The sequence below is a fragment of the Baekduia sp. Peel2402 genome, from assembly GCF_052567285.1.
Genome location: NZ_CP199582.1, coordinates 4153666 through 4178740, shown reverse-complemented (window position 1 = coordinate 4178740; position 25075 = coordinate 4153666). Strand labels below are relative to the sequence as shown.

Here is a 25075-nt window from a genome sequence, read left to right as displayed (position 1 = left end):
CGCGGCCCGAAAGACCGCCGGGCTGGAGGCCGCGCTCGTCGACCACGACACGATGGTGATCGCTGCGCTGGCCCCAGCGGACGGACGCAGCGTGGAGGCCAAGGTCGCAGGCAGCGCGGCGCTGCTCATCGCCAAGGCCTACAAGATCATCGATCGCCTGGAACAGCCGCGTCGCGATCGCCTGGAACGACAAGGACGCCGCCGACTGCTTCCGCCTGATGCAGACGACGATCGCCGACGAGGTCGGTGGCACGCTCGCCCGATTGGCCTCCGACCCCATCGCCGGCCCAGCGACCGCGATCGGGCTGCGCCACTTCGCCACGCTCTTCGGTCGGCGCGGCGCACCCGGCATCCGCATGGCGAGCGAGGCGCTCCGCGCCGCCGTCCCGGCAGCGCGCATCGAGGTGATCTGCCTCGCCTACGCACGCAGCGCGTTGAGCGCCGCGACGGCTTGAGGTGGCTGGGCCCAGAACGGCGAAGGGCCGCGTCGGGTGCGCGGCCCTTCTGGTGCTTCTTGGTGCTGCCTCATCGGGGCGCCCGGATTCGAACCGGGGACCTCGCCGACCCGAACGGCGCGCGCTACCAGGCTGCGCCACGCCCCGAGGTGAAGTTCAGTCTAACTGGCTGTGCCTGCGACGGCCTTGTAGTAGCGGACGGCGAGGCCGGTGACGAGGGTCTGGAAGGCGTGGTCGATGGTCGTGCTCTCCCGATGGGCCCATGCGGCGAGGCCCAGATCCTCGATCGCCTGGGCCTCGGCGATGACGTCGTCGCACAGCTCGGGGTGGCGATCGGCGAAGAACGCGCCGATCGAGTAGAGGCCGGTCTCCGTGAGCGAACCGAGGAGGTCGGCCTCCGTCTCGCTCACTGCTTCTTGCCGCCGCCCAGGATCGATCCGACCGCGCCGAGGGTCTGGTCGACGGTGTTCCCAACGGCCTCGCCCGCGCCCTGCACGACGCCGCCGACCTGGCCGCCGACCGCCCCGCCGACCGCGTCGGTCGTGCCCGAGACGACCTCGCCCGTCGACGCCGGCGGCTCCGAAGACCCGCCGCCCGTGAGGGCGCCGAGGTTCGGATCGACCAGCGGCTGCGACGAGCCGCCGCCGGTGACCGCCGTCGTGGTCTCGGTGACCGTGCTGGTGACCGGGTCGGTCGCGGTCGTCGTGGTCGACGTCGAGCCGCTCCCCGAGGACGAGCCCTTCGACGGCGTCGCGGACGACGACGCGGTCTCCTTGGACCCGCTGCCGCTGCTGCCCTTGTCCGCCGACGACCCGCCGCTGCCCGAAGAGTCACCCGAGAAGCCCTTGCCGGCGCCCGAGCCTGAGCCGTCGGCCGCACCGGCCGGACCGCTCGTGGACCCGATGCCCGCCGAGCTGGAGTGCGACGTGCCGCCACGCGCCTTGGTCACGTGCGAGGACGACGACCCGCCGCCGGCGCTCGATCCCGTCCCCGCAGCGCCTGCGCCCGCGGCGCTCGCCGCCGCCGCCGACCGCTCAAACGCGCCGCTCGCGCCGCCGCCCCGGACCGCGTCTGCGGCCTTTCCAGCCGTGTCGCCCGACGGCTTGGCGCCGTCCGCGCTCGTCACGTGCGAGATACCGGCCGTGCCGGCACCCGCCAGCGCGACCGCCGCCGCGACCGCGCCCGCCTTCATCCAGCCGGCCATCGCGTCGCCGTGCTGGGCGGCCGTGGCCGCCAGCGTGTGCCCCGCGACGACGTCGGAGGCGTCGCCGCTGCCGCCGACCAGCCGCTTGAGGAAGCCCGGCAGCGGCAGGAACGCCGCGATCCGCGCCCGCACCGGACGGCGCGCGATCGCGCCCGCGTCCAGCCCTGCCATGACCGCGTGCTTGCGGCACGGTTGGCAGTGCGTGATGTGCGAGCCGACGCGCCGCTGGTCGCGGATCCCCAGCGAGCCAGCGCTGGCGCCCTCGATGATCCCCTGGATCCGCAGGCACCGCTCGCCGGTGCGCAGCTCCTCGTACTCCTCGGTCAGCCGGCGCCGTGCGCGGAAGAGCGTCGACTCCACCGACGGGCGCGACATGCCGAGGCGCTCGCCGATCTCGCGGTAGGAGAGCCCCTCCAGCTCGCGCATCACCAGGATCTGGTGGTGGGCCTCCGAGAGCCCGCCGAACGCGCCTTGAAGGTCGGCCAGCTGCTGCTTGGACTCGACCGCGGCGTCGGGCGTCTGCCCGCGCGCGTGGAGCTTGCCCTGATCAGAAGGCGCCAGGCCGGCGCCGTCCTCCGCGTCGATCGAGACCTCTTCGGCGCGCGAGGTGCGCCGGAACTGGTCGATGCACGCGTTCTTGGCGATCTCGTAGACCCACGGCTTGAAGACGATCGGCCGATCGGTGGCGCGCATGCGCCGCAGCGCGTTGACGAAGACCTCCTGCGTGAGGTCCTCCGCGCGGCCGTGGTCGTGGACCATCCCGAAGATGTAGGCGCTGATCCGCCGGTGATAGCGGTGATACAGGCGCTCGAAGGCGTGGTCGTCCCCTGCCCGGACGGCCTGCACCAGATCGTGGTCGGTGACGTCGGGTCGACTCCGCGCCGTCGCGGAGACTCCCGGTGATGCGAGCGTTGCCAAGATCCCAGTCCCTGTCTCCCGCCTGCCCGCGACCTCCCCAGGTCACGCTGGGCGGAAATGTAGCGTTTCCCATACCCCTCATGCCAGAGCTCACACAACTCGTCGACCACCTGGACCGGCTGCTCGCAATCGACGACTTCCGCGACTATGGCCCCAACGGCCTCCAGGTACCCGGCCCGGTCGAGGTTCGAACGGTCGTCACCGGAGTCTCAGCGAATGGTCGATTGATCGACGCCGCGATCGCCGCGGGCGCGCAGCTGATCGTCGTCCACCACGGGCTGTTCTGGAAGGGCGACCCGCAGGAGATCACGCCGCTTCTGCACCGCCGGCTCGCGCCGCTGATCAAGCACGACGTCGCGCTCGCCGCCTACCACCTGCCGCTGGACGCCCACGCCGAGCACGGCAACAACGCGCTGCTCGCGCAGGCGCTGGGCGGCCAGGACCCACAGCCGTTCGCCGAGTACGGCTTCCGCGTCAGCTTCCCCGAGCCGGACGGCATTACGATCGCCGAACTGACCGAGCGCACCACCCGCGCCGTTGGCGGCCGCGCCCCGCTCGTCGTCCCCGCGGGCCCAGAGCGGATCCGCACGCTCGGCATCGTCTCCGGCGCGGCGACCGACTCGATCCTCGAAGCCTCCGCGCTCGGCCTCGACGCGTTCCTCACCGGCGAGCCCGCCGAGCGCGGCTTCTCGATCGCCACCGACGCCGGCATCCACTTCATCGCCGCCGGCCACCACGCGACCGAGACCTTCGGGGTCAGGCGCCTGGGCGAGATCCTGGCCGCCGAGTTCGGCGTGGAGCACACCTACATCGACGTCGAGAACCCGATTTAGCCGGGGTGGGCGGGCCGAATCACCTCGGCCAACGCCCGCACCGCCGGCACCACCGACGGCTCCGGCAGGTTCGCGTAGCCCAACAGCACCCGCGCGACGCCGCCGTGCTCGAAGCCCAGCAGCCCCACGTCGGACCGCCACGCCCGCGCCAGCAGCGGCCCCAAGGCAACCCCATCATCTAGCCGTCCCGACACGTACAACCCGGCCGGGATCCCCTCCACCGCGATCTCCGGCACGTGCTCGGCCAACGCCGGCAGCAGCACGTCGCGCCGCGCCCGGTACCGCGCGCGCATCCGCCGTAGGTGGCGGTCGAGCTCGCCGCGCTCGACAAAGGACGCAAGCGCGAGCTGGTCGATCTGCGGCGAGCCGGAGTCGGCCAGCAGCTTCGCGTCGGCCACCGCCTCATACAGCTCCGGCGGGACCGCCATCCACCCCAGCCGCAGCGCGGGCGCCAGCGTCTTGCTCGCCGACCCGAGGTAGATCACCCGCGCGGGCGCGAGCGCTTGCAGGGCGGCAACCGGGTCGCGGTCAAAGCGGTACTCGCCGTCGTAGTCGTCCTCCAGGACCCAGCCGTCGCGCGCCGCCGCCCACGCGACCAGCGCCGCCCGCCGCTCCGGCGCCAGCGCCATCGCCAGCGGCATCTGGTGAGAAGGCGTCACCAGCACGGCGCCAACGTCGGGCAGCGCGTCCAGCGCCTCCACGACCATCCCGCCCGCGTCGACCGGGACCGGGACCACGCGCAGCCCCTCGCGCGCGAGAACCATCCGATGCAACGGGAAGCCCGGGTCCTCGACGGCGATCGCGCGCACGCCGGAGCGCCGCAGCGCCCGCGCCAGCACCGCGATCGCCTGCGTGATCCCGGTCGTCACGACGACGTGCTCGGCCTCCACCGCGACGCCCCGCGCACGGCCCAGGTACGCCGCGAGCGTCGCGCGCAACACCGGCGCGCCGCAGCGATCGCCGTAGCCGAGCGCCACGTCGGGCATGTCACGGAGAACGTCGCGGACCGCCGCCGCCCACGCGCGCCGCGGGAACGCCGCCAGGTCGGCGGCATCGGTGCGGAAGTCAAAGCGCACCGGCGGCGGCACGCGCTCGGCGACCGCCGGCTTCCCGGCACCGCCATCCGGCCCGGCCTCCTCGCGCGCGACCTCCGCGACCCGCGTCTCCCCGCCCGTGCGCGCGACCAGGAAGCCTTCGGCCGCAAGCTGCGCGTAGGCCTCCACGACCACCCCGCGCGACACGCCGAGCTCCCGCGCCAGCGCCCGCGTCGACGGCAGCACGGTGCCCGCGTGCAGCGCGCCACGGCGGATCGCGTCGCGGAGCTGGTCCTCGAGCTGCGCGCGCAACGATCGTCCGTCGGCGCGGTCGACCACCACCAGCAGCTCCAGCCCCAGGCTCTCCGTGGACGTCATGTGCAGGACTCTTGCACGGCAGGCTCCCGTCGCTTGTCGGACCGGAATCTGTGCGTTTGCCGAACTGGCTTGTCGCCGTCCGTGGGTCGCGCTACGTTGCAACCGTCACCAACTCCCCCCACATAGGAGGCATGCCAATGGCTATTCACCTCACGCCGACCGAGATGGCCCGCGAGTCCGGTCTCGAACGGCGCGACGTCATCGCCAAGTGCATGGAGATGGGCGTCCCGATCTTCCAGGGCCGCATCGACAAGACGCTCTTCTTGGCGTCTTTGCAAGACCGGGCTCCTGCCCCCGCTCCCTCGGAGGCCACCGCTTAACAGCGGTGCGCGGCATGCCCCTCGCGCGCCAGGCGCGCGGACCTTAGACTTCTCCGCCGAGAGGGTGTCAACGGAGGAGGAGCACCATGGAGGCTGGCACCACGCCTGCCCAGGGGACCGGGTCGATCACGATCGCGGACCTCAGCGCGAAGGCCGCCGAGCAGTTCGGCGACCGCGTCGCCGTCAAGTACAAGGTCGACGGCGCCTGGCGTGACGTCACCTTTGCCCAGGTCGGAGAGATCGTCGGGGAGATCGGCCTCGGCCTGATCGCCCTGGGCCTACAGCCCGGAGAGCGCGTCGCGATCCTCGCGAACACGCGCCCCGAATGGTCCTACGCGTCGCTGGCGATCTCCGCCGCGGGCGGGGTCGTCGTCCCGATCTACCCCACCAACTCGCCCGAGGAGTGCGAGTGGGTCGCCGGCAACAGCGAAGCGGTGATCATCGTCTGCGAGGACGCCGAGCAGGTGGCGAAGATCACCGCCGTCCGCGACCGCTTGCCGTCGCTACGCAAGATCGTCGTCGTCGACCCGTCCGGCGACGTGGCCGACGCCATCTCGCTGGACGACGTCCGCGGCCGCGGCGAGCGCCGTGACGCGCACCTGCTGGCCGACCGCACCGCCGCAATCGGCAAGGACGACCCCTACACCTTCATCTACACGTCGGGGACGACCGGCCCGCCGAAGGGCTGCGTGCTCACGCACGGCAACTACCGCTCGGTGCTGGACATGGTCGGCGAGCGCGGCCTGTTCGACGGCGGCGACGACCTCGTCTACCTGTTCCTGCCGCTGGCCCACGCGTTCGCGCTGCTGATCCTGCTCGGCGCGGCCGACCGCGGCACCGCGATCGCCTACTACGGCGGCGACACGAAGGCGATCGTCGGCGAGCTGATGGAGGTCAAGCCGACCTACCTACCGTCGGTCCCGCGGATCTTCGAGAAGATCTACACCTTGGCCCAGCAGCAGCTGTCGGCCGAGGAGCTCGAGCTGGTCCGGACCGCCGGCGGCGAGATCCAGGACAAGCTCATCCGCGGCGAGGCGGTCCCGGCCGAGCTGACCGAGCGTTTCGCGCCGGTCGCGCCCAAGGCCGAGTTCGTCAAGGGCCTGTTCGGCGGCCGGATCCGCGAGGCGGTCACCGGCGCGGCGCCGATCGCGCCCGAGATCCTGGAGTTCTTCTGGGGCTGCGGCATCCCGGTGATGGAGGGCTACGGGATGACCGAGACGTCGACGGTCGCGACCTCCTCACGGCCCGACGACCACAAGTTCGGCACGGTCGGCAAGCCGCTGCCCGGCGTCGAGGTCAAGATCGCCGAGGACGGCGAGCTGCTGATCCGCGGCGCGAACATCTTCCAGGGCTACTACCGCAACGACGACGCGTCGTTCGGCGCCGTGGACGAGGGCTGGCTGCACACCGGCGACCTGGGCTCGGTCGACGCCGACGGCTTCGTGTCGATCACCGGCCGCAAGAAGGACATCATCATCACGGCGGGCGGCAAGAACCTGACGCCGGCCAACCTCGAGAACGACCTGAAGCAGTCGCGCTGGGTCTCCCAGGCGGTCATGCACGGCGACCGCCGCCCGTTCCCCGTGATGCTGATCACGCTCGACGAGGAGGAGATCGTCCCCTGGGCCGAGCAGAACGGCATCGAGGACCGCTCGATCCCGGCGCTCGCCGAGAACGACCAGGTCCGCGCGCTGATCCAGGGCATCCTCGACGCGGCCAACGCGAAGTACGCGCAGGTCGAGCAGGTCAAGAAGTTCGCGATCCTCGACCACGACCTCTCCCAGGAGACCGGCGAGCTGACGCCGACCCTGAAGGTCAAGCGCAACGTGGTCAACGACAAGTACGAGGCAATCTTCGACGACCTCTACGGCGAAGGCTAGGCGTGCTGGGGAGGTCGAAGATCGCGCCGCTCTTCGACGGGCTGTACTCCGAGGGCTCCGCCTAACCCTGACGCGTCGGGTCTTCTGAGAGGTCCGCCTGCGCGCGGACCTCTCGGGCGACCTCCGCCAGCGTGACGTCGCTCGGCCGCGCGAGCAGCTCGCCGATCGACGTCACGTAGCGCGTGAACTCCGGCGTGACGTAGTGCGCTCGCAGCGCCTCCTCATCGCGCCAGCGCGCGATCAACAGGAACTCGGCGACCTCGCCGACGACCTCCGCCGCGGACGCCCCGAGGCACCCGTCAGCAGCGCGCAACCGCGCCGCGTGCTCGGCCAGCAGATCGCGCAACTCCCCCGCGCGCCCCGCCAGCCCGTGGATCTCCGCATGGACGTTCAGGCTCACGCCGAAGGATCCTGGCACCTTTCCGCAGACGAAGCCGTACCCTTAGGTCTGTGAGGACGGATCCCACCGACAACGGCGGGCTGTTCATCGGCCGCCGCCCGGGGACGGCGCCGACGAAGTACCGCGCCCTCCCCCAGCGTGGCACCGCCGCGCGCCGGCGTATCGACCGGTGGCTCGGCCATGCGCTGCTGGCCCTGGAGATCTTCGTCACGCTGCTCTATTGGGGCCCGATCCCGGCCGGCTCGCTGTGGGTCGCGGCGCGCGTCCAGTACTGGACCGGCAGCGTCGGCTTCGCGATCCTCGTCGCCTTCGCGGTGATGCTGACCGTGCTCTTCGGCGGGCTGATGCTGCTCAAGCGCATCGACCGCGCGTGGATCCTCGTGCGCCGTGCCGCCGGGATCGACCAGCGCTCCGGCGTCCTGGGCCGCGTCTTCGCCACGACGGCGATCATCTGCGCCGCGATCTTCTCGTTCTGGTTCATCGTCATCAACGGCCCGGGCTCCTCGGTGATGCCCGGCCAGGGTTGACCGGGGAGCCGGCCCCACCCACCCCATGGCCGAGCAGCAGCAGCCCAAGAAGCGCGGCCTCCTCGGCTACTACCGCCAGTTTGAGGGGCTCAGCGAGGAGGAGGTCAACGCGGACCTGCGCGAGGCAGCCGCCGAGCGGCGCGCGAAAGAGCTCTCGCGCCAGGAGCCGCTGGACCTCTCCCGCACGACGTGGCCCGAGTACCCGCACCCGGCGATCGTCAACGCCATCACCTTCGCGGCGCGGCGCGGCCTGCACCGCTACCTGGACCGCTCCAGCGCCGAGCTGCGCTCCGAGCTGGCCCACCGCCACGGCCTGGCGGAGGACCGCGTCGTCGTCGGCGACGGCACCGCGGCGCTGATGTCCGAGGCGGCAGGCGCGCTGCTGGAGGACGGCGACGAGCTGATCACGCCGTGGCCGTCGTACCCGCTGTATCCCGTGATGGCCCGCCAGGCCCGCGCCTCCGCGGTGCCGGTCAACGGCTTCGGCGTCGAGCCGATCCTCGCCGCGGTCACCGACCGCACGCGCCTGGTCGCGCTCTGCAACCCGAACGACCCGACCGGCGAGCTGCTGTCGGTCGACACGCTGGAGCAGTTGTTGGAGGCCTTGCCCGAACGCGTGGTGGTCCTGCTCGACGAGGCGCTGCGCGACTACGTCGACGCCGAAGAGGTCGACGCGACGCTCGCGCTGCTGGAGCGCTTCCCGCGGCTGCTGATCTTCCGCACGTTCTCCAAGGCCTGGGGCTTGGCCGGGCTGCGCTGCGGCTACGCGCTCGGCGGGCCGGGTGCCGAGCCGCTGCTGGAGCAGCTCGCGCCGGAACTGGGCGTCAACGAGCTGGCGCAGGCCGGCGCGCTGGAGGCGCTGCGCTCCCGTGGCGACACGCCACAGCGCCGCGCCGCGCAGATCGCCGCGCACCGCACGCCGCTGATCGCCGCGCTGCGCGAGCGCGGCTTCGAGCTTCCGGCCTCGCAGGCCAACGTGCTCTGGGTGACCGCATCCGGCCGCGACAGGGCCGCCGAGCTCTCCGCTTCGCTGCACCGTTCCGGCGTGATCGTCCAGACCGGGACCTCCGTCGGCGCGCCCGATCGCGTCCGGATCACCGTGCCCCACCTCCCCGAGCACGTCGACCGCCTGCTTCGCGCGCTGGACATCGCCGTTTCCGGGTAGTCCCTCGGACATGGTCATCGCAGGAGTCATCGTCCTTTGCGTCGTGCTGGCGCTCCTCGCCTTTCTGGCACCGCGCCTCTCCCGTCACCCGCAGAACGCGGCCACCCGCACCGCGGGCGTCGGCTCTCGCGGCGCCTCCAAGGCCCCCGGCAAGCTCGGCGACTGGCTCTCCAAGCCTTTCCGCACCAGCTCCAAGATGATGAACAAGTCCGCCGAGGGCGGGCGCAAGGGCCGCGGCAAGCTGCCGCTGTAGTCGGCGCGCGCGGCGCTAGCGCCGCGCGGCGATCTTCACGGTGCGCGACGCGCCCGACACGTGGGCGCCGCCGTCGTGCGGCAGGCCCACGGCCCGGATCGACATCGCGTTCTTGCGGGCGCGCAGCGTGATCGAGTAGGCGCCGCCGGCGCGGGTCTTTGCGCGCTTGAGCGGCAGCCACTTCGCGCCGTTGGCCGACTGGCGCTGGAGCGCGACGACGCCGCCGGAGGTCGCCGGGACCATCCGGCCGCGCACGACGACCTGGCCGTTGACGCGACGCGTCAGCGACGTGATGCCGGTCCGGGCCGCGCTGCGGATCGTGACCGGCGTGGAGAAGAACGGCGGCAGGCCGTCGACGACGACCAGCGCGCGGGTCGTCTGCGTGACGACCGGCAGCGAGAACGTGTACTCGCCCTTGCTGTTGGACTTCAGCGCGTTGCCGGTGTCGGCGAACGGCGAGCTGAACGGGAACGCCGTGGTCTGGAGCTTGACCGTGACGCCCGAGATCTTCGAGCCGCCGAGCTTGCCGCTCAGCGTCACGCCTTTGCCGTAGGTGACGCGGTCCGACGAGGCGCTCAGCGTCGCCGACGTCGCGGTCGAGGCAGCGTTGAACGTGCGCGTCGAGCCACGCGACGTGCCCGCCGCGTTGGTCGCGACGACGCGGTAGTAGTACTTCTTGCCCGCGGCCAGGCCGCCGATCCGCGTGCGCACCGTCGAAGAGCGTGTGGACGCGCCGAGCGTGCCGGTCGGCGTCGAGGTCCCGAGCTTGCTCGACGTCCCCCACTCGAACTTGTAGGACGTGGAGGCGCTGTGCGGGTTGATCGCCGCGGTCAGCGTCGCCGCCGTCGTGCCCACCTCTGCCACGCCGCCGGTCGAGACCGCCGGCGCCGTCACCGTCGCCGCGGTCTTGAACGTCGCGTCGCCGCCGTTGACCGTGCCGCCGTCGCTCGTTGCGACCACGCGGAAGTGGTAGGTCGTGTTCTGCGTGAGCCCCTGCACCGGGATCTCGACCGTGACCGGATCGGTCCCCGACCCGATGTCCTTGGACGAGGACTGCAACCCGTAAGACGTCGCGGTCCCAAGGTCGAAGCGCACGGACGTGGCGCTGCCGCGCGGCGTGACGGTCGCGACCAGCGTCGCCTGCGTCTGCCCGATCTCCTTGGCGGAGCCGGTGTTGGCCAGCGGCGGGTCGGCGGCGAAGGCGACCGAGCCTCCCACGGAGGCGAGGACCAGCAGCGCGAGCGCGACGATGAAGGCGAAGGTGCGGGGCATCTCCCCGCAAGAAAACCGAAGAAGTGCAGAAGTTGCGCTGCGCCCGGCCCTACGACCCGCCGCTCTGGCGCAGCAGGGTGCCCGTGGTCTGCTCCAGGATCTTGCGCCACGCCCGTGTCTTCTCCTGCTCGGCGGCGAAGTGCTTGACGACCTTGCGGACCCGCGTCGCCGAGATCTCGATCCCGTGGCGGTCGCAGATCTCCTTGAAGTTGTCGTAGTCGGAGGCGAGCTTCAGCGTCACCGACTGGAAGCCGTGGCGCGCGATGTCCACGCGCTTGGTGAAGTTCATGATCGACGTCTGGAACATCAGCTCGTCGTTGGGCTCGGGCTCGATGAGCACGATGTCGACGCCCGGGTAGCGCTCTTCCCACTGCTTGGCCATCTCGTGGAGGCGCTGGTAGGCCATCAGCTTGAACGCCTGGTAGCCGATCTGCGGCAGGCCCATGTCCGACACGTGCCGCGGCCGCGAGCCCAGCAGCCCGGACACGCGCTCGGTGAAGTCGTTGACGTAGGGGACGAGCGGGTTGACCACCACGATGAACTTCGCGCCCGCCTCGACGGCGATGTCCAGGTTGGTCGTGGAGACGATGCCGCCGTCGATCAGCTCGCGGTCGCGCACGCGGACGGGCTTGAAGACCATCGGCAGCGCGGTGGACGCGCGCACGGCGGTCGAGATCGGGACGTCGTCCCAGTCGTTGGCGCCGAAGACGATCCGCTCGCAGGTGTCCAGGTCGGTCGCCGCGAGGTAGAGCTCGGGCTCCAGGAGCCGGAAGTCGTCGGAGCGGTCGGGGTCGCTCAGGACCGTTCGCATGTAGGACTCCAGGCCCGATCCCGAGTACACGCCAGATGGCAACCCCTCGGCGAGGCCGAGCGCGAAGTCCATCACCGAGACCGAGCCGAGCTGCGGCGCCAGCTCGCGCATGACGGACACCGCCTTCCACGGCAGCGCGACGCCCTTGCGGACGTACTCCTTGACGTTCGGGCGCAGCAGCTGACCGAGGTCGATGTCGCGGAACGGGGTCGGCACCTGCTGGTTGACGACCCGCATCATCTCCTCGGGCGTCACGCCGTTGGCGGCCAGCGCGGCCACGAACGACCCGGCGGACGTCCCGACGTAGACGTCGAACTGGTTGACGGTGCGGTTGACCGAGAGCAGGTCCAGCGCGCGCAGCGCGCCGATCTCGTAGACGCCGCCGGTGAAGCCGCCGCCGCCCAGCACCAGCGCGGTCTTCGACCGGCGCGGACGCCGCCGCCGGGGCGCACCCTTCGGCGTTGCGGCGGGTTCGAGCTTGACGACCTTGCCCATTTCGCAACAGATCGTACTCCTGGCCCCGGTGCGACGGGCCACCCGGACGTCCAGATACCCTCGCTCGCCGATGCGCCCACGCCGGATCCTCCTGCTCGCGCTCGCCGTGTCCCTGCTGCTGTTCCCGACCGCCGCCCAGGCGGTCAGCCAGGCCGGCCTGCGCTCGACGCTCAACACGCTGCACAACCGCCTCGGGACGTCCGCGGGCGCCTACGTGGTCGACCTCGCCGACGGCAGCGTCCTCTACTCGCACCGCCCCACGCTGGCGCTCGCCCCGGCCTCGAACGAGAAGCTGTTCGTGACCGCCGCGGCGCTGCTGAAGTTCGGCGGCTCCGCGACGCTGACCACGCGCGTCGAGGCCGGGCCGGGCGTAGTCCCGGACGCCGACGGCGTGCTGCCCGGGAACCTCTACCTGGTGGGCGGCGGCGACCCGACGCTCGACGACGCGGGCCTGAAGGCCCTCGCCGACCAGGTCGCGGCAGCGGGGATCAAGGAGATCGAGGGCGCGGTCGTCGGCGATGAGTCGTTCTTCGACACGCTGCGCGGCGGGCCGGACTCGTCCTACAAGCCTGACGGCGACCTCGGCGGCTGGCTCTCGGGGTTGTCGTGGAGTCACGGCCGCGCGTATTCGGCCAAGCGCGCCGCCGCCAAGCTGGCGGCCTACCTGAAGGCCGAGAAGGTGTCCTACGAGCGCGCGCCAAAGGCCGGCCGGCGCCCGTCGTCCGGCGCCATCGAGGCCCAGGACGCGGAGACCGAGGCCGATCCGATCGCCTCGCTGCCCTCGCCGATGGTCTCCTCGCTGATCCAGCGCACGAACGTCCCGTCGGAGAACTACTACGCCGAGATGCTGACCAAGGCGCTCGGCGCGACCTACGGCGCCCGCGGCTCCACCACCGCCGGCCTGGCCGTCGTCCGCGCCCAGCTCGCGACGCTCGGCGTCCACCCGCGCCTGGTCGACGGCTCCGGGCTGTCGCGGGCCAACCAGACGACCGCCCAGCAGGTCGTCCGGCTGCTGCAGCGCATGGACGCCCAAGACGCCGCCTCCACCTGGCGCGCCTCGCTGCCGATCGCCGGCCAGACCGGGACGCTGCGCGGTCGCATGCGCGGCACCGCCGCCGCCGGCCGCTGCGCCGCCAAGACGGGGACCTTGATCGGCGTGAGCGCCCTCAGCGGCTATTGCGCCACGACCGGTGGCCGCACGATCGCCTTCTCGTTCATCGAGAACCGCGTCTGCAACTACTGCGCGAAGGCCGTCGAGGACCGGATGGTCAGCGCTATTGCGCGCCTGGACTAGCCACCGGCCACGTCGAGGATCAGCACCTGCTGCGGGCCGGTGCGACCGCCCTGGTAGAGCGGAACGCCCTCGGCCGGAGTGAACCCGGTGCGCCGGTAGAGCGCGAGCGCGGCCGGGTTGTCGAGGTTGACGGTGAGGACGACGAAGCGCCGCGCCGGGAAGCGCGCGCGGACGTAGGCGGGGAGCGCGTGCATCGCGCCGGTCCCGACGCCCTGGCCCTGCACGCCGCGGTCGATCGCCAGCGCGCGCAGGCCGAGGATGTCGGCGGCTGCGGGCGCGCCCGGAACCGAGCGGGTGTCGAGCTGGAAGAAGCCAACAGGGACGCCGTCGCGCAGGATCACCACCGACTCGCGCGCGGTCTCGCGGTCGCCCGCGGCCAGCGCCTGCGCGGGGACGCCGCCGAAGCGGACCTGCTCGGGCGCGACGGCGATCGCCATCACCCCGGGGCGCAGCGCGTCGTCGACGGGCGCGAGCGTGACGGTTCCGGTCGCGGCCATCGCCTAGCCCTTCAAGGCCTCCAACAAGCCGGCCTCGTCGAGGACCGGGACGCCGAGCCGCTGCGCCTTCTCGAGCTTGGTGCCGGGCGCGTCGCCCGCGACGACGAACGCGGTCTTCTTGGACACCGACGACGTGACGCGCCCGCCCGCGGCCGTGATCCGCTCGGTCGCCTGCTCGCGCGTGAGGTCGGGCAACGTGCCGGTCAAAACCACCGCCTTGCCGCTCAGCGGCCCTTCGCCGGGCGGCGGACCTTCCTCCTCGAAGCGCAGCCCGGCAGCGCGCAGCCGCGCGATCAGCTCGCGCGTCGCGGGATCGGCGAGCTGCTCGTGGATCCGCGCCGCCACGATCGGCCCGATCCCCGGCGTCTGCGCGATCTGCTCGACCGACGCCTCCAACAACGGGTCGATCGCCCGGAACCGCTGCGCCAGCGCGCGCGCCGTGACGAACCCGACCTCCTCCAACCCGATGGCGTACAACACGCGTGCGAACGGCCGCGCTCGCGACCCCGCGATCGCCTCGACCAGCCGCTCGCTGAGCTGGTCCGCGGTCAGGTCGTAGAAGTCGGCGGCGGTGTGGACGAGATCTGCCGCCTGCAACGCGGCGACCTGCTTCTCCCCCAGCCCGCGGATGTCCATCGCGCCCTGGGAGGCGAACTGCGTCAGCAGCTGCCACTGGCGCCCCGGGCAGACCAGGTTGGGGCACTTGGTGAAGACCGACCCTTCCGGCTTGACCGTCTTGGTCTGGCAGACCGGGCACTGCTTCGGCGGCCGCGGGGTTCGCGCCCGCCCCTTGCGCTCCACCGCGTGCGGCGCCGGCGAGACGACCTGCGGGATGACGTCGCCAGCGCGCATGACGATCACGTCGTCGCCCGGGCGCACGTCCTTGCGCGCGAGGTCCTCCTCGTTGTGCAGCGTCGCGAGCTTCACGGTCACGCCGCTGACGTGCACCGGCTCCAGCTCGGCGAACGGGTGCAGGTCCCCGAACTTGCCGACGTTCCAGGTGATGTCGTTCAGCCGCGTGACCGCGGTCGTCGGCGCGAACTTCCAGGCGATCGCCCAGCGCGGGTCGCGCCCGGAGACGCCCAGGCGCCGCTGTTGTTCAACGTCATCGACTTTGACGACCACGCCGTCGATCTCGAAGTCCAGCGCGCCACGGCGATCCAGCCACCACGCGCAGCGCTCCACGACCGCGTCGACGGACTCCAGGCGAGCGACATCATCATGAACCGGGAAGCCGTGCGCGCGCAGCCACTCCAAGGCGCCCCAGTGCGACCCCAACGACAACCCCTCGCGCGCCCCGATCCCGTAGCACCACAGCGACAACGGCCGCTGCGCCGCCAGCCGCGGATCGAGCTGCCGGATCGTCCCAGCCGCCGCGTTGCGCGGGTTCATGAACGTCGACTCGCCCGCCGCGGCGCGGCGCTCGTTCAAGGCCTGGAAGTCGGTCAGCGACATGTACACCTCGCCACGGACCTCGACGAGCGGCGGAGCCCCCTCCACCGTCGCCGGCACCGCCGCGATCGTCCGCACGTTGTGCGTGACGTCCTCGCCGACCTCGCCGTTGCCGCGCGTCGCCGCCCGCTCTAGCACGCCGTCGCGGTACAGCAGCGAGATCGCCAGCCCGTCGACCTTCGGCTCGCACACGTAGGCGAACTGCGCGTCGGCGATCCCCTCGCGCGCCAGGTGCGCGCGCATCCGCGTCACCCACGCCTCCAGCTCGTCCTCCGAGCGCGCGTTGGCCAGCGACAGCATCGGCAGCAAGTGCTCGACCTTGGCCAGCACGCTCACGGGCGCTCCGCCCACCCTCTGCGTCGGCGAGTCCGGCGTCCGCAGCTCGGGGTGCTCGGCTTCCAGCGCGCGCAGCTCGTCGAGCAACGCGTCGTATTCGGCGTCCCCGATCTCCGGATCGTCGAGGACGTGGTAGCGGTGGCCGTGGTGGGCCAGCAGCGCGCGCAGCTCCGCCGCGCGGTCGCTCACCGCCTACTCGACCTCCTGCGCGGCCGGAGCGAGCAGGCGGTCCAGGTCCGCCGTCGAGAGCGGGCCGATGCCGTCGTGATGGGTGAGGTCCAGATGCACGGGCGTCACCGCGATCCTGCCCGCTGCGACCGCGACGAGATCGGTCCCCGGTTCGTCCTCGTACCCCGGCTCGGCGCCATAGAGGTAGTACGTGCGACGAGCGTGGGCCGGATCGTCCTCGTCAGCGGGCGCGAGCTTGTCCTTGTACACGCGCTTGCCCAGCCGGGCGACCTCGACGCCGTGCGGCTCGCCGGCCGGGACGTTGATGTTCAACAAGGTCGAGGGCGGCAGCGGCACCGCCTCCAGCTCCTCGACCACGCGCGTGACGAACTTCGCCGCGTGGTCGAAGACGAAGTGCGTGCCGTGCAGGAAGTCCATCTCGCCCTTCTCGGACTGCTGGGAGACCGCGATCGCTGGCAGCCCGAGCAGCAGGCCCTCCATGGCGGCGGCGACCGTGCCGGAGTAGGTGACGTCGTCGCCGAGGTTGCCGCCGTGGTTGATCCCCGAGACGACGACTTCCGGCAGCCAGCCGTCGGCGATCAGCCCGTGCCACGCCAACCGCACGCAGTCGACCGGCGTGCCGTCGGTGGCGAAGCCGTAGGTGCCGTCGCCGAAGTCGATCCGCTCGACCGCCAGCGCCCGGCGCACGGTGATCCCGCGCCCGACCGCCGAGCGGTTGCCGTCTGGCGCGACGACCGCGAGGTCGATCCCGTCGATGGTCAGCAGCTCGCGCCGCAGGCGCTGGAGGCCCTCGGCGTCGATCCCGTCGTCGTTGGTCAGCAGCACGCGCATCGCCGTCGAGTCTAAGGATCCTGTTTGACGGGCGCCCAAACTTGGGCACTCCTAGGCGTAGGGGTTGAGGAGTCCCGCAGTTCGTAGTTCCCTTTTCTTCCGTCCGACTCAGGAGTCGTTCCACCACATGTTGCTTCTGCTCGCCATCGTGCTGCTGATCATCGCCATCGCCGGCGGCGTCATCGTCCACCCCATCATCTTCGCGCTGGCGATCGTCGCCCTCGTGCTGTTCTTCAGCGGCCGCCGCGGCGCCGCGGTCTAGCGTCGCTCAGTAGCCGACGCTGACGAAGTAGAGCCCGTGCGGGGGCGCGGTAGGACCCGCCTCCGCACGTGGGCGCCCCTCGAGCAGGGTCGTGAACCCGTCGAGCGAGCGTCGCCCTCCGGCGACTTGGAGCATCGTCCCGATCAGCACGCGGTTCATGTGTCGCATGAACGCGTCAGCGGTGATCCAGAACTCGAGGTGGTCGTCATCGGCCACCCGCCATTCAGCCGAGAACACGGCGCGCTCGAAGCGCACGTGGTCGGTCTCGGTCGGCGTAAACGCGGTGAAATCTTGCGTTCCGACGAGCGCCGCGGCGCACGCGTCGAGCGACTCGCGGTCGATCCTGTGCGGCCAATACAGCGCACGCCGGGCCTCGAAGGCACTACGCGTGCGGCGCGTGAGCAACCTGTAGCAGTAGGTCCGCGAGACGGCGTCGCGGCGCGCGTCGAACCCTGGCGCCGCCGGCTCTGACGCGGTCACCGCGACGTCGCGCGGCAACAGCGCGTTAAGCCCTTCCAGCGACGCGGGCTCGCCATCGTGGGAGGCGACCTGCGCGAGCGCGTGGACGCCGCGGTCGGTGCGGCCGGCGACGGTGAGCGGGACCGGCGCGCCGCCGTTGAGCGTCGTGAGCGCCTCCTCCAGCTCGCCTTGGACGGTGCGCTGCCCGGGCTGGATCGCCCAGCCGGCGAAGTCCGTGCCGTCGTACTCGATCGTCAGGCGAGCGGTCACCGCAGCGCCTCCCCCGCGCGCAACAGCAGCGCGCGCAGCTTGGCGACGTCGCGTTCCCCCAGTTCTTGCGCCAGCCGTGCTTCCAGCTCGGCGACCGTGGCGCGCGCGATGGCGTACACCTCGCGCCCGCGTGCCGTGGCGCTGACGAGCTTCGCGCGGCCGTCCACGGGGTCGGGCGTACGGGCCACGTAGCCGTGGGCCTCCAGGTGGGCGACCAGCTCGGCCATCGACTGCTTGGTGATCCGCGCGCGCTCCGCGAGGACCGAGACGCGCGTGCCGTTGTCATCCAAGAACTCGAAGACCGCGGCGTGCGGCTGGCGAACCGCGTCGTGGCCGCGCTGCGCCAGGCGCTCGAGCAAGACGTCGGTCATCGCCTGAAACGGCTCGCGCAAGAGGATCGCGAGGTTCTCGGGCGCGGTGCGCGCGGTCGTCTGCGGAAGGCGGCTTGACACTGGACAGGGCTCCTGTCTACCCTGACCGGCAGACGAGAAGTCAGGATACCTGTCCAAGAAGGAGGACGCGATGCGCGTCGGCGATGACGAGATCGACATCAAGGTCAGCAGCGACGCGCTGCTGGTCGCCGAGGTCCGGATGGCCGCCGGCGGCGGGCCGCCTGGGCTGCACCGACACGACGCGGCCGAGGTCTATCGCGTCGACGAAGGCGAGCTGGCGATCTACGTCGAGGACGAGCGCCGCGTGACGCGCGCGGGCGAGGTCGTGCACATCCCCGGCGGCGTGGCGCACACGATCCGCAACGAGTCAGACGGAGAGGCGCGCGCGTTGGTGGTGTTCTCGCCCGGGAGCGAGATGGAGGCCTTCATCCGGGCGGCGGCGGTCGCTGCGGCCGGCCGCCCGGAGGACGTCGTGGCGCTCGCGCAGCGCCACGGCATCGCGTTCGTCGAGCGCTAGTTGCGCCCGCCGAGGAGGTTCAGCAGCGAGAGGAAGATGTTCACGATCGAGACGAAGATCCCGGTCGCGAGCCAGATGACGTCGTCCTCGGTCGCGTGGCGGCGCAGGTAGTTGAAGTCCACGACCAGGACGGCCGCGGAGATCGCGAGGACCGCGAGGCTGAAGATCGGCGAGCCGCCCGACCCGAACAGCAGCAGCACGAGGCCGATCGCCAGGAGGCCGAGCATCGCGAAGCTCAGCGGGCGGATCCACTTCGCGAGGTCCTTCGAGGTGGCCAGGCCGTAGGCGCCCATGCCGAGCGTGATGATCGCGGTGCCGCCCGCGGCCTGGGTGACGGCGACCGGGTCGGCCTGGACGTAGTAGTCGAGGACCGGGCCGAGGCTGAGGCCGAGGACGAGCGCGAAGCCGAACAGCCACGTGATGCCCAGCGCGCCGAGCCGCAGCGGTGCGACGAACGACTGCGCGAGGACCATGCCGAGCGCGACGAAGCTCAGGATCCGGGCGGTGCCGAGCGCCATGTCGCGGCCGACGACCGAGCCGAGCGCCAGGAACGCGATCGCGATGCCGACCAGGAACATCGTCTGGCCGAAGATCGTCGCCGTGCTCGCCCGCGCCGGTGCGCGGGTTCCGGCGTAGCTGCCGTAGAGATCGCTCATACGGAAAGCGTACCGTCCCACCATGCGCAAGCTCCAGACGCAGGGCGTCCACCACATCACGATCGTCGGCGCCGACCGCGAGACCTCGATCGGCTTCTGGGAGGGCGTGCTCGGGATGCCGTTCGTCTTCGAGCAGCCGAACCTCGACAACGCCTCCGAGTCGCATCTGTACTTCGATCCGGGCGACGGCCGCCTGATCACGATCTTCACCAACGAGGACCGCGCCGGCACACCCGATCGCACCCCGACCGACCCCGGCTGCGTCCACCACGTCGCGTTCAGCGTGTCCAACGCCACCTTCCGCCAGACCGTCGAGCGGTTGGACGAGCGCGGCATCCGCCACTCCGGCGTCAAGGACCGCGGCTTCATGGACTCCATCTACTTCACCGACCCCTTGGGGTTGCTGATCGAGCTCGCCTCCTACCGCTTCGAGCCACCGACCGGCTTCACCCACGCCGAGGTCCTGCTGGAGGCCCACAAGCTCCGCGTCGAACGCAACGACTACAACATCGCCCCGATCCATCTCGCCGATGCGATCGAGGCATTGGTCCTCCGCTCCCGCGGCTCGCTCAGCGACGACCGCACCCCGCAGGATCCGTACGCCAAGCGGCGCGAGGGCTGATCAGGCGAGGAGCACGCGCAGCACATCCGGCGCGGAGTACATCTGCGAGCCGCGCCGGCCCCGCTGCGCGCTGGTCTCGAGGAGCTCCAGCTCGACGAGCGTCCGGACGATCTTGGTGGCGCCCTGGGCCGACAGGCCGTACCGCTCGGCGACGTCGGCGACGGTGAGGAACGGCGCGCCGACAAGATCCGCGGCCAGTCGCTCCGCGGCGCCCCGCTTGTTCGCGCGCTGGACCTGCGCCCGCAGCTCGTCCTGAAGCGTGACGAGCCGCTCGACCTTGGCCTGCGACTCCATTGCCGCCGCGGCCACGCCCTCGGCGAAGAACGCGATCCACGTGTCCCACTCGCCATCCCCGCTGAGCCGGAGCAGCGCGTCCTGATAGCGCTCGCGACGGGCCTCGAACCACGGCGAGACGACGAGCAGCGGCTCGCGGATCACCGCGCCGCGCAGCAGCTGCACGATCACGAGCAGCCGCCCGATCCGGCCGTTGCCGTCGGAGAACGGATGCAGGGTCTCGAACTGGTAGTGGGTCATCGCGGCCTGCACGACGGTCGGGATGTCCGGTGGCTCCGAGATCCACCCCAACAACGCCTCGACCCCGGACCGCAGCTGGTCGCCCGGCGGCGGTGGGACGAACCGGGCCTCCGCGAGCGGACGACCTGGAGAGCCGATGACGACGATGCGGTCGCGCAGGCCGCCGGCGTCACCCAGCTCGCCGGCCGTGCCCGCGACCAGGGTCGCCTGCAGCTCGCCGAGCATCGTGAGGGTCAGCCGCCGGTCCTCCGGCCACGAGAAGGCCAGCTCGGCGGTGCTCTCGAAGTTGAGAACCTCGTGGATCGCCGCGGTGAGGTCGCCCGCGTCGCGATCCGCCGCGAGCACATCGGCGACCGGCGCGTAGGTCCCTTCGAGCGCGCTCGTGCTCTGCGCTTCCCGGCGCAGCGTCGGACGGCGGAGCAGCGCCGGATTCGGGACCAGCCGCGCGGCGCCATCCAGACGCGCCAGCGCCGCGGTGGCGGCGTTGACCCGGTTCCAGGTCGCGGTCGAGAGCGTCAGCGACGCCGGAAGCGGATCTGGGAGAAACGCTTCGCCGGCGACCGGCTCGCGCGTGGACGGATCCGGCGCGGTGATCGGGACGAGTCGGCCGATCGGGCTGTTGCGGAGGCGGTCGAGGTCCACGATTCAACCAGGAGACAGAGAAGATGAACCCGGCGAGCGGAGTTGAACGAGTGTTGCATCATCAGCCCTTTGTTTCAACTAATCGCCTTGAAAGTTGAATCTGATCCGGAGTCGTTCAACTTTCGTTGCATGAAACGACGACGGGCGCCCCAGAGGGCGCCCGTCGGAAAAGCGATGTCGCGGAAGCTCAGACGAGCTCGATGAACACCATCTCGGTGGAGTCCGAGCGGCGCGGGCCGAGCTTGAGGATGCGGGTGTAGCCGCCCGGGCGGTCGGCGTAGCGCGGTGCGACTTCCTCGAAGAGGGTGTGGACGGTGAACTTGTCCTGGCCCAGGATCGAGAGCGCCTGGCGGCGGGCGTGGAGGTCGCCGCGCTTGGCGAGCGTGATGAGCTGCTCGACCTCGGGCTTGACCGCCTTGGCCTTGGCCTCAGAGGTCTTGATCCGCTCGTGCTGGATGATCTCCTTGCACAGGTTGGCCAGGAGGGCCTTGCGGTGCGCGGAGTCGCGGCTGAGCTTGTGACGGGTCTTCTGGTGGCGCATGGTCGTTCTCTCTTCTAACTCGCTCGGGACGCTCAGTCGTCGCGCAGCGCCAGGCCGCGGGCGTGGAGGGTCTCGATGACCTCGTCGATGGACTTCTTGCCGAAGTTCGGGATCGCAGCCAGCTCGCCCTCGGACTTGCTGATCAGATCGCCGACCGTCTGGATGCCCGCGCGCTTCAGGCAGTTGTAGGAGCGGACGCCGAGCTCGAGCTCCTCGATGAGGATGTCGTGCATCGGGCCCTGCGACGTCGCGCCGGCACCGTTGACGCCGGGGACCTGGCCCGCATCCAGAGCGCCGCCGGGACCCGCGCGGAGCTCCTCGATGCGATCCGCGTCCGTGAAGATCGCCAGCTGCGAGATCAGGATCTCGGCGGCCTCGCGCAGCGCGGCCTGCGGGTCGATCGACGAGTCCGTCTCGATGTCGAGCGTGAGCTTGTCGTAGTCCGTGCGCTGGCCGACGCGCGCCTGCTCGACGGCGTAGGCGACGCGACGGACCGGCGAGAAGATCGAGTCGATCGGGATGACGCCGATCGGCTGATCGGGCGACTTGTTCTCCTCGGCCGGGCGGTAGCCGCGGCCGCGGCCGATCGTCATGTACATCTCGAGCTTGGTCTTCTTCTCAAGCGTCGCGATGTGCACGTCGGGGTTGAGGATCTCGACGCCCGCGGGCAGGTCGATGTCCTTCGCCGTGATCTCGCCCGGGCCGGTGACGACCAGCGGGGCCTCGATCTCGGTGGCGTCGCTGTGCATGCGGCAGACGATGCCCTTGAGGTTCAAGACGATGTCGGTGACGTCCTCCGTCACACCCTTGATCGTCGAGAACTCATGGGCGACGCCCTCGATCCGCACGCTGGTCACCGCCGCGCCGGCGAGCGACGACAGCAGCACCCGCCGCAGCGAGTTGCCGAACGTGTAGCCGAAGCCACGGTCGAGGGGCTCGATGACGAACGAGCCGCGATGCTCCTCGACGGATTCGCTGGTGATGCGAGGGATCTGGAAGTCGAGCACTGGGAGGTCCTAATTTCTGTTCGTGGTGCCCGGCGCAGCAGCTGGGGAGGGTCGCCGGGCCTCTCGCGCGCTGCCCTCCCGCTCCGAAGCCGTCTCGGGAGGGCGCGCGTGGTCGGTCTGGTGCTACTTGGAGTACAGCTCGACGATGAGCTGCTCCTGCACGGGCGTCGTGATCTCACGACGCTCCGGCTTGCGCAGCACCTTCGCCGTCAGGCCATCGTGATCGGCCTGCAGCCACGCCGGGACCTGAGCGGTGAGCTCGGTCGCGTCGCGGATGATGGCCTCAGCGCCGGTCCCGACCTTGACGGCCAAGACGTCGCCCTCACGGACCTGGTAGCTGGGGATGTCGACGCGACGGCCGTTGATCGTCCAGTGGCCGTGGCGCACCATCTGGCGAGCCTGACGGCGCGACGCGGCGAAGCCGAGGCGCACGATCACGTTGTCGAGACGCGACTCGAGCAGCGTCAGCAGGTTCTCGCCCGTGATGCCTTCCTGCCGCGACGCCTTGTCGTAGTAGCGGCGGAACTGGCCCTCGAGAACGCCGTAGTAGCGGCGCGCCTTCTGCTTCTCACGCAGCTGGACGCGGTACTCCGACTGCTTCTGACGGCCGCGGCCGTGGTCGCCGGGCGGGTACGCGCGGCGCTCGACGCCGCACTTGTCGGTGAGGCAGCGCTCGCCCTTCAGGAAGAGCTTCTGCCCTTCACGGCGGCACTGCTTGCACTGGGGGCTGGTGTCACGAGCCATTGCGTCTAAGTCCTAAACGCGGCGCCGCTTGCGAGGGCGGCAGCCGTTGTGGGCCTGCGGGGTAACGTCCTTCACGCCCGTCACTTCAAGGCCGGCGGCCTGAAGCGAGCGGATCGCGGTCTCACGGCCGGAGCCGGGACCCTTCACGAAGACCTCGACCTTCTGGAGGCCCTGCTCGATGCCCTTGCGGGCAGCGGCGTCGGCCGTGACCTGCGCGGCGAACGGGGTCGACTTGCGGGAGCCCTTGAAACCGGCACCGCCGGCGGACTCCCACGCGATCACGTTGCCCTCGCGGTCCGTGAGGGAGACGATCGTGTTGTTGAACGAGGTCTTGATGTGGGCCTGGCCGACCGGAATGTTCTTCTTCGGCTTGCGGCGGCCACGCTGCGGGCGCTTGGGAGCGGGCACTACTTCTTACCAGCCTTCTTCTTACCCGCGATCGACATGCGCTTCGGGCCCTTGCGCGTGCGAGCGTTGGTCTTGGTGTTCTGCCCCCGGACCGGCAGGCCGCGCCGGTGGCGCAGGCCGCGGTAGCACCCGATCTCCATCAGGCGCTTGATGTTCTGCGAGCGCTCACGGCGCAGGTCGCCTTCGACCACGAGCTGGTCGACGGCGTCGCGAAGCTTGGTGACCTCGTCCTCGGTTAGGTCGCGGACCTTGCGGTCGCGATCAATCCCGGCGTCGGACAGGAGCTTGTTGGACGTCGAACGGCCAATGCCGTAGATGTAGGTCAGACCGACCTCGACGCGCTTATTGAGGGGAACGTTGACCCCGGCGATTCGAGCCATGACTCAACTACCCCTGACGCTGCTTGTGGCGGGGGTTCTGGCAGATGACGAGCACCGCGCCGTGGCGACGGATGATCTTGCACTTCTCGCACATCGGCTTGACCGACGGTCGTACCTTCATGGTCCCTTTCCAAGAGTTTGGCCCGGTGACGCGCTCTGGTTGCCGCGGGAGCAACCGCTGCTACATCACGGATGGCGCGCACGCAGGGGCAGTGCGCACGCGCGGACAGTTGAAGATAGCAAAGGCGTTCGCGCGCCGTCTGGTGGCGAACGATTGCTGGGTTCGAGCCGCCCCCAGCACCCCGACCTAGAGGCCGTCTTCGCCCTCGTGCCAAGGGTTCATGACCCGCGGCCCGTTCTCGGTCACCGCAATCGTGAACTCGAAGTGCGCGGCCAGCGACCCGTCCTGGGAGTAGATCGCCCAGCCGTCGTCGCCCATGCGCACCATGTGGCGCCCGGCGGTCGTCATCGGTTCGACGGCCAGCACCATCCCGGGCTCCAACAGCGGGCCGCTGCCGGCCGCGCCGTAGTTCGGGATCTGCGGCTCCTCGTGCATGTCGCGGCCGATGCCGTGGCCGACCAGCGACCGGACCACCGACAGGCCCGCGCCCTCGACCGTCGTCTGCACGGCGTTGGAGACGTCGCCGAGGTGGTTGCCCGGCCGGCACGCCTCGACGGCGTCAAAGAGCGACTGGCGCGTGACCTCCAGCAGCTTGCCCGCCACCGGCGTGAGTGGCCCGACGCCGAAGGTGACCGCGCCATCGGCGACCCAGCCGTTCTTGGTGACGCCGATGTCGATCGAGATCACGTCGCCGGCGCCGAGCCGGTACGGGCCCGGGATGCCGTGGACGACCATCGCGTTGGGCGACGCGCAGATCGACCCGGTGAACCCGCGGTAGCCCTTGAACGACGGCACCGCGCCTTCGGAGCGGATGAAGTCCTCAGCGACCGCGTCCAGCTCGGCGGTCGAGACGCCCTCGCGGATCTCGCTCGCCACCAGCTTCATGCATCGCGCGTGGATCTCCCCCGCGACGGCCATCTTCTCGATCTCGGCGGGGGACTTCTTGATGATCACGGCGTAAGAGGCTAGGCGGTAA

31 protein-coding genes and 1 tRNA gene are annotated in these 25075 nt (G+C 70.9%); 11 read left to right on the top strand and 21 right to left on the bottom strand.

What is annotated here, in order from left to right; translation table 11 throughout:
* Positions 1 to 218: 218 nt before the first annotated feature.
* Positions 219 to 455, top strand: a complete 237-nt coding sequence (locus ACT01A_RS20485; RefSeq protein ID WP_445148946.1) for a hypothetical protein — start codon at positions 219 to 221, stop codon at positions 453 to 455.
* Between the two features lie 73 nt (positions 456 to 528).
* Here ACT01A_RS20485 and ACT01A_RS20480 read toward each other — a convergent pair.
* From ACT01A_RS20480 to ACT01A_RS20470, 3 genes are all read right to left on the bottom strand, one after another.
* Positions 529 to 602 (bottom strand) — tRNA-Pro (locus ACT01A_RS20480).
* Positions 603 to 616: 14 nt separating this feature from the next.
* Positions 617 to 865, bottom strand: coding sequence for a hypothetical protein (locus ACT01A_RS20475; RefSeq protein ID WP_445148945.1), 249 nt, complete (start codon positions 863 to 865; stop codon positions 617 to 619).
* On the bottom strand, positions 862 to 2505 hold the full coding sequence (locus ACT01A_RS20470; RefSeq protein WP_445148944.1) for a sigma-70 family RNA polymerase sigma factor: 1644 nt from the start codon (positions 2503 to 2505) through the stop codon (positions 862 to 864). Before ACT01A_RS20470 ends, ACT01A_RS20475 begins: the two co-directional genes overlap by 4 nt.
* A 152-nt stretch (positions 2506 to 2657) precedes the next feature.
* On the opposite strand from ACT01A_RS20470, the gene ACT01A_RS20465 reads away from it, so the two are divergent.
* A complete protein-coding gene (locus tag ACT01A_RS20465) occupies positions 2658 to 3410 on the top strand; it encodes a Nif3-like dinuclear metal center hexameric protein (protein ID WP_445148943.1) in 753 nt (250 codons plus the stop codon).
* On the opposite strand, the gene pdxR is transcribed toward ACT01A_RS20465, so the two are convergent.
* Positions 3407 to 4822 (bottom strand): MocR-like pyridoxine biosynthesis transcription factor PdxR, encoded by a 1416-nt coding sequence (gene pdxR, locus ACT01A_RS20460; protein ID WP_445148942.1) that lies wholly within the window; start codon positions 4820 to 4822, stop codon positions 3407 to 3409. The two genes, ACT01A_RS20465 and pdxR, sit on opposite strands and share 4 nt — an antisense overlap.
* A gap of 137 nt (positions 4823 to 4959) precedes the next feature.
* Between pdxR and ACT01A_RS20455 the strand changes: the two genes are divergently transcribed.
* Both ACT01A_RS20455 and ACT01A_RS20450 read left to right on the top strand, forming a co-directional pair.
* The gene (locus ACT01A_RS20455; protein ID WP_445148941.1) at positions 4960 to 5142 is read left to right on the top strand and encodes a hypothetical protein; all 183 of its coding nucleotides are present in this window, start codon (positions 4960 to 4962) and stop codon (positions 5140 to 5142) included.
* An 86-nt stretch (positions 5143 to 5228) separates the two neighbouring features.
* On the top strand, positions 5229 to 7022 hold the full coding sequence (locus ACT01A_RS20450) for an AMP-dependent synthetase/ligase (protein WP_445148940.1): 1794 nt from the start codon (positions 5229 to 5231) through the stop codon (positions 7020 to 7022).
* A gap of 61 nt (positions 7023 to 7083) precedes the next feature.
* On the opposite strand, the gene ACT01A_RS20445 is transcribed toward ACT01A_RS20450, so the two are convergent.
* Complete coding sequence (locus tag ACT01A_RS20445) at positions 7084 to 7422, bottom strand: putative quinol monooxygenase (RefSeq protein ID WP_445148939.1); 339 nt, start codon at positions 7420 to 7422, stop codon at positions 7084 to 7086.
* Positions 7423 to 7472: 50 nt separating this feature from the next.
* Here ACT01A_RS20445 and ACT01A_RS20440 point away from each other — a divergent pair, with 50 nt between their 5' ends.
* The 3 genes from ACT01A_RS20440 to ACT01A_RS20430 are packed head-to-tail and all read left to right on the top strand — an operon-like array spanning position 7473 to position 9367.
* Positions 7473 to 7949 carry a hypothetical protein gene (locus tag ACT01A_RS20440; RefSeq protein ID WP_445148938.1) on the top strand — a complete coding sequence of 159 codons (477 nt, stop codon included), beginning with the start codon at positions 7473 to 7475 and terminating at the stop codon, positions 7947 to 7949.
* Between the two features lie 25 nt (positions 7950 to 7974).
* A complete protein-coding gene (locus ACT01A_RS20435; protein WP_445148937.1) occupies positions 7975 to 9114 on the top strand; it encodes a pyridoxal phosphate-dependent aminotransferase in 1140 nt (379 codons plus the stop codon).
* A 10-nt stretch (positions 9115 to 9124) separates the two neighbouring features.
* A complete protein-coding gene (locus ACT01A_RS20430; protein ID WP_445148936.1) occupies positions 9125 to 9367 on the top strand; it encodes a DUF6411 family protein in 243 nt (80 codons plus the stop codon).
* 15 nt (positions 9368 to 9382) lie between these two features.
* Here the strand turns inward: ACT01A_RS20430 and ACT01A_RS20425 are convergent, their stop codons facing one another.
* Both ACT01A_RS20425 and ACT01A_RS20420 read right to left on the bottom strand, forming a co-directional pair.
* A complete protein-coding gene (locus tag ACT01A_RS20425; RefSeq protein ID WP_445148935.1) occupies positions 9383 to 10639 on the bottom strand; it encodes a hypothetical protein in 1257 nt (418 codons plus the stop codon).
* A gap of 49 nt (positions 10640 to 10688) precedes the next feature.
* Complete coding sequence (locus ACT01A_RS20420) at positions 10689 to 11945, bottom strand: patatin-like phospholipase family protein (RefSeq protein WP_445148934.1); 1257 nt, start codon at positions 11943 to 11945, stop codon at positions 10689 to 10691.
* A gap of 70 nt (positions 11946 to 12015) precedes the next feature.
* Between ACT01A_RS20420 and dacB the strand changes: the two genes are divergently transcribed.
* Positions 12016 to 13239, top strand: coding sequence for a D-alanyl-D-alanine carboxypeptidase/D-alanyl-D-alanine endopeptidase (dacB, locus tag ACT01A_RS20415; protein WP_445148933.1), 1224 nt, complete (start codon positions 12016 to 12018; stop codon positions 13237 to 13239).
* On the opposite strand, the gene ACT01A_RS20410 is transcribed toward dacB, so the two are convergent.
* The 3 genes from ACT01A_RS20410 to surE are packed head-to-tail and all read right to left on the bottom strand — an operon-like array spanning position 13236 to position 16544.
* Entirely contained in the window at positions 13236 to 13736 is a 501-nt protein-coding gene (locus ACT01A_RS20410) for a GNAT family N-acetyltransferase (protein WP_445148932.1), read from the bottom strand. The genes dacB and ACT01A_RS20410 overlap by 4 nt on opposite strands.
* Before the next feature lie 3 nt (positions 13737 to 13739).
* On the bottom strand, positions 13740 to 15713 hold the full coding sequence (ligA, locus tag ACT01A_RS20405; RefSeq protein WP_445148931.1) for an NAD-dependent DNA ligase LigA: 1974 nt from the start codon (positions 15711 to 15713) through the stop codon (positions 13740 to 13742).
* Between the two features lie 3 nt (positions 15714 to 15716).
* On the bottom strand, positions 15717 to 16544 hold the full coding sequence (gene surE / locus ACT01A_RS20400; protein WP_445148930.1) for a 5'/3'-nucleotidase SurE: 828 nt from the start codon (positions 16542 to 16544) through the stop codon (positions 15717 to 15719).
* A gap of 127 nt (positions 16545 to 16671) precedes the next feature.
* On the opposite strand from surE, the gene ACT01A_RS20395 reads away from it, so the two are divergent.
* Complete coding sequence (locus ACT01A_RS20395; RefSeq protein ID WP_445148929.1) at positions 16672 to 16806, top strand: hypothetical protein; 135 nt, start codon at positions 16672 to 16674, stop codon at positions 16804 to 16806.
* 6 nt (positions 16807 to 16812) lie between these two features.
* Here ACT01A_RS20395 and truA read toward each other — a convergent pair whose 3' ends face one another.
* Together truA and ACT01A_RS20385 are read right to left on the bottom strand one after the other, a co-directional pair.
* The gene (truA, locus tag ACT01A_RS20390; protein WP_445148928.1) at positions 16813 to 17535 is read right to left on the bottom strand and encodes a tRNA pseudouridine(38-40) synthase TruA; all 723 of its coding nucleotides are present in this window, start codon (positions 17533 to 17535) and stop codon (positions 16813 to 16815) included.
* On the bottom strand, positions 17532 to 17987 hold the full coding sequence (locus tag ACT01A_RS20385; protein WP_445148927.1) for a MarR family winged helix-turn-helix transcriptional regulator: 456 nt from the start codon (positions 17985 to 17987) through the stop codon (positions 17532 to 17534). The genes truA and ACT01A_RS20385 overlap by 4 nt, the downstream gene beginning before the upstream one ends.
* Positions 17988 to 18057: 70 nt before the next feature.
* Between ACT01A_RS20385 and ACT01A_RS20380 the strand changes: the two genes are divergently transcribed.
* Positions 18058 to 18444, top strand: a complete 387-nt coding sequence (locus tag ACT01A_RS20380; protein ID WP_445148926.1) for a cupin domain-containing protein — start codon at positions 18058 to 18060, stop codon at positions 18442 to 18444.
* On the opposite strand, the gene ACT01A_RS20375 is transcribed toward ACT01A_RS20380, so the two are convergent.
* Positions 18441 to 19100, bottom strand: a complete 660-nt coding sequence (locus ACT01A_RS20375) for a Bax inhibitor-1/YccA family protein (RefSeq protein WP_445148925.1) — start codon at positions 19098 to 19100, stop codon at positions 18441 to 18443. The genes ACT01A_RS20380 and ACT01A_RS20375 overlap by 4 nt on opposite strands.
* A 22-nt stretch (positions 19101 to 19122) precedes the next feature.
* On the opposite strand from ACT01A_RS20375, the gene ACT01A_RS20370 reads away from it, so the two are divergent.
* Positions 19123 to 19722, top strand: coding sequence for a VOC family protein (locus tag ACT01A_RS20370; protein ID WP_445148924.1), 600 nt, complete (start codon positions 19123 to 19125; stop codon positions 19720 to 19722).
* On the opposite strand, the gene ACT01A_RS20365 is transcribed toward ACT01A_RS20370, so the two are convergent.
* The 8 genes from ACT01A_RS20365 to map form a co-directional block, all read right to left on the bottom strand.
* Complete coding sequence (locus ACT01A_RS20365; protein WP_445148923.1) at positions 19723 to 20898, bottom strand: Fic family protein; 1176 nt, start codon at positions 20896 to 20898, stop codon at positions 19723 to 19725.
* Between the two features lie 187 nt (positions 20899 to 21085).
* Positions 21086 to 21439: a 50S ribosomal protein L17 gene (gene rplQ, locus ACT01A_RS20360; RefSeq protein ID WP_445148922.1), complete on the bottom strand. Its 354-nt coding sequence runs from the start codon at positions 21437 to 21439 to the stop codon at positions 21086 to 21088.
* A gap of 32 nt (positions 21440 to 21471) precedes the next feature.
* A complete protein-coding gene (locus tag ACT01A_RS20355) occupies positions 21472 to 22446 on the bottom strand; it encodes a DNA-directed RNA polymerase subunit alpha (protein ID WP_445148921.1) in 975 nt (324 codons plus the stop codon).
* Positions 22447 to 22569: 123 nt separating this feature from the next.
* Positions 22570 to 23190 (bottom strand): 30S ribosomal protein S4, encoded by a 621-nt coding sequence (gene rpsD / locus ACT01A_RS20350; RefSeq protein WP_445148920.1) that lies wholly within the window; start codon positions 23188 to 23190, stop codon positions 22570 to 22572.
* Between the two features lie 12 nt (positions 23191 to 23202).
* Positions 23203 to 23598 carry a 30S ribosomal protein S11 gene (gene rpsK / locus ACT01A_RS20345; protein WP_027005645.1) on the bottom strand — a complete coding sequence of 132 codons (396 nt, stop codon included), beginning with the start codon at positions 23596 to 23598 and terminating at the stop codon, positions 23203 to 23205.
* Entirely contained in the window at positions 23598 to 23978 is a 381-nt protein-coding gene (gene rpsM, locus ACT01A_RS20340) for a 30S ribosomal protein S13 (RefSeq protein ID WP_445148919.1), read from the bottom strand. The genes rpsK and rpsM overlap by 1 nt, the downstream gene beginning before the upstream one ends.
* A gap of 7 nt (positions 23979 to 23985) precedes the next feature.
* Positions 23986 to 24099, bottom strand: a complete 114-nt coding sequence (gene rpmJ, locus ACT01A_RS20335; protein ID WP_037400725.1) for a 50S ribosomal protein L36 — start codon at positions 24097 to 24099, stop codon at positions 23986 to 23988.
* Positions 24100 to 24285: 186 nt separating this feature from the next.
* Complete coding sequence (map, locus tag ACT01A_RS20330) at positions 24286 to 25053, bottom strand: type I methionyl aminopeptidase (protein ID WP_445148918.1); 768 nt, start codon at positions 25051 to 25053, stop codon at positions 24286 to 24288.
* Positions 25054 to 25075: the final 22 nt, after the last annotated feature.

Coding starts and splice junctions, on each gene's coding strand:
- ACT01A_RS20485 (WP_445148946.1), top strand. CDS start 219: ATGCAGACGACGATCGCCGACGAGGTCGGTGGCACGCTCGCCCGATTG.
- ACT01A_RS20465 (WP_445148943.1), top strand. CDS start 2,658: ATGCCAGAGCTCACACAACTCGTCGACCACCTGGACCGGCTGCTCGCA.
- pdxR (WP_445148942.1), bottom strand. CDS start 4,822: ATGACGTCCACGGAGAGCCTGGGGCTGGAGCTGCTGGTGGTGGTCGAC.
- ACT01A_RS20455 (WP_445148941.1), top strand. CDS start 4,960: ATGGCTATTCACCTCACGCCGACCGAGATGGCCCGCGAGTCCGGTCTC.
- ACT01A_RS20450 (WP_445148940.1), top strand. CDS start 5,229: ATGGAGGCTGGCACCACGCCTGCCCAGGGGACCGGGTCGATCACGATC.
- ACT01A_RS20435 (WP_445148937.1), top strand. CDS start 7,975: ATGGCCGAGCAGCAGCAGCCCAAGAAGCGCGGCCTCCTCGGCTACTAC.
- ACT01A_RS20430 (WP_445148936.1), top strand. CDS start 9,125: ATGGTCATCGCAGGAGTCATCGTCCTTTGCGTCGTGCTGGCGCTCCTC.
- ACT01A_RS20425 (WP_445148935.1), bottom strand. CDS start 10,639: ATGCCCCGCACCTTCGCCTTCATCGTCGCGCTCGCGCTGCTGGTCCTC.
- ACT01A_RS20420 (WP_445148934.1), bottom strand. CDS start 11,945: ATGGGCAAGGTCGTCAAGCTCGAACCCGCCGCAACGCCGAAGGGTGCG.
- dacB (WP_445148933.1), top strand. CDS start 12,016: ATGCGCCCACGCCGGATCCTCCTGCTCGCGCTCGCCGTGTCCCTGCTG.
- ACT01A_RS20410 (WP_445148932.1), bottom strand. CDS start 13,736: ATGGCCGCGACCGGAACCGTCACGCTCGCGCCCGTCGACGACGCGCTG.
- surE (WP_445148930.1), bottom strand. CDS start 16,544: ATGCGCGTGCTGCTGACCAACGACGACGGGATCGACGCCGAGGGCCTC.
- ACT01A_RS20395 (WP_445148929.1), top strand. CDS start 16,672: ATGTTGCTTCTGCTCGCCATCGTGCTGCTGATCATCGCCATCGCCGGC.
- ACT01A_RS20380 (WP_445148926.1), top strand. CDS start 18,058: ATGCGCGTCGGCGATGACGAGATCGACATCAAGGTCAGCAGCGACGCG.
- ACT01A_RS20375 (WP_445148925.1), bottom strand. CDS start 19,100: ATGAGCGATCTCTACGGCAGCTACGCCGGAACCCGCGCACCGGCGCGG.
- ACT01A_RS20370 (WP_445148924.1), top strand. CDS start 19,123: ATGCGCAAGCTCCAGACGCAGGGCGTCCACCACATCACGATCGTCGGC.
- rplQ (WP_445148922.1), bottom strand. CDS start 21,439: ATGCGCCACCAGAAGACCCGTCACAAGCTCAGCCGCGACTCCGCGCAC.
- rpsD (WP_445148920.1), bottom strand. CDS start 23,190: ATGGCTCGTGACACCAGCCCCCAGTGCAAGCAGTGCCGCCGTGAAGGG.
- rpsM (WP_445148919.1), bottom strand. CDS start 23,978: ATGGCTCGAATCGCCGGGGTCAACGTTCCCCTCAATAAGCGCGTCGAG.
- rpmJ (WP_037400725.1), bottom strand. CDS start 24,099: ATGAAGGTACGACCGTCGGTCAAGCCGATGTGCGAGAAGTGCAAGATC.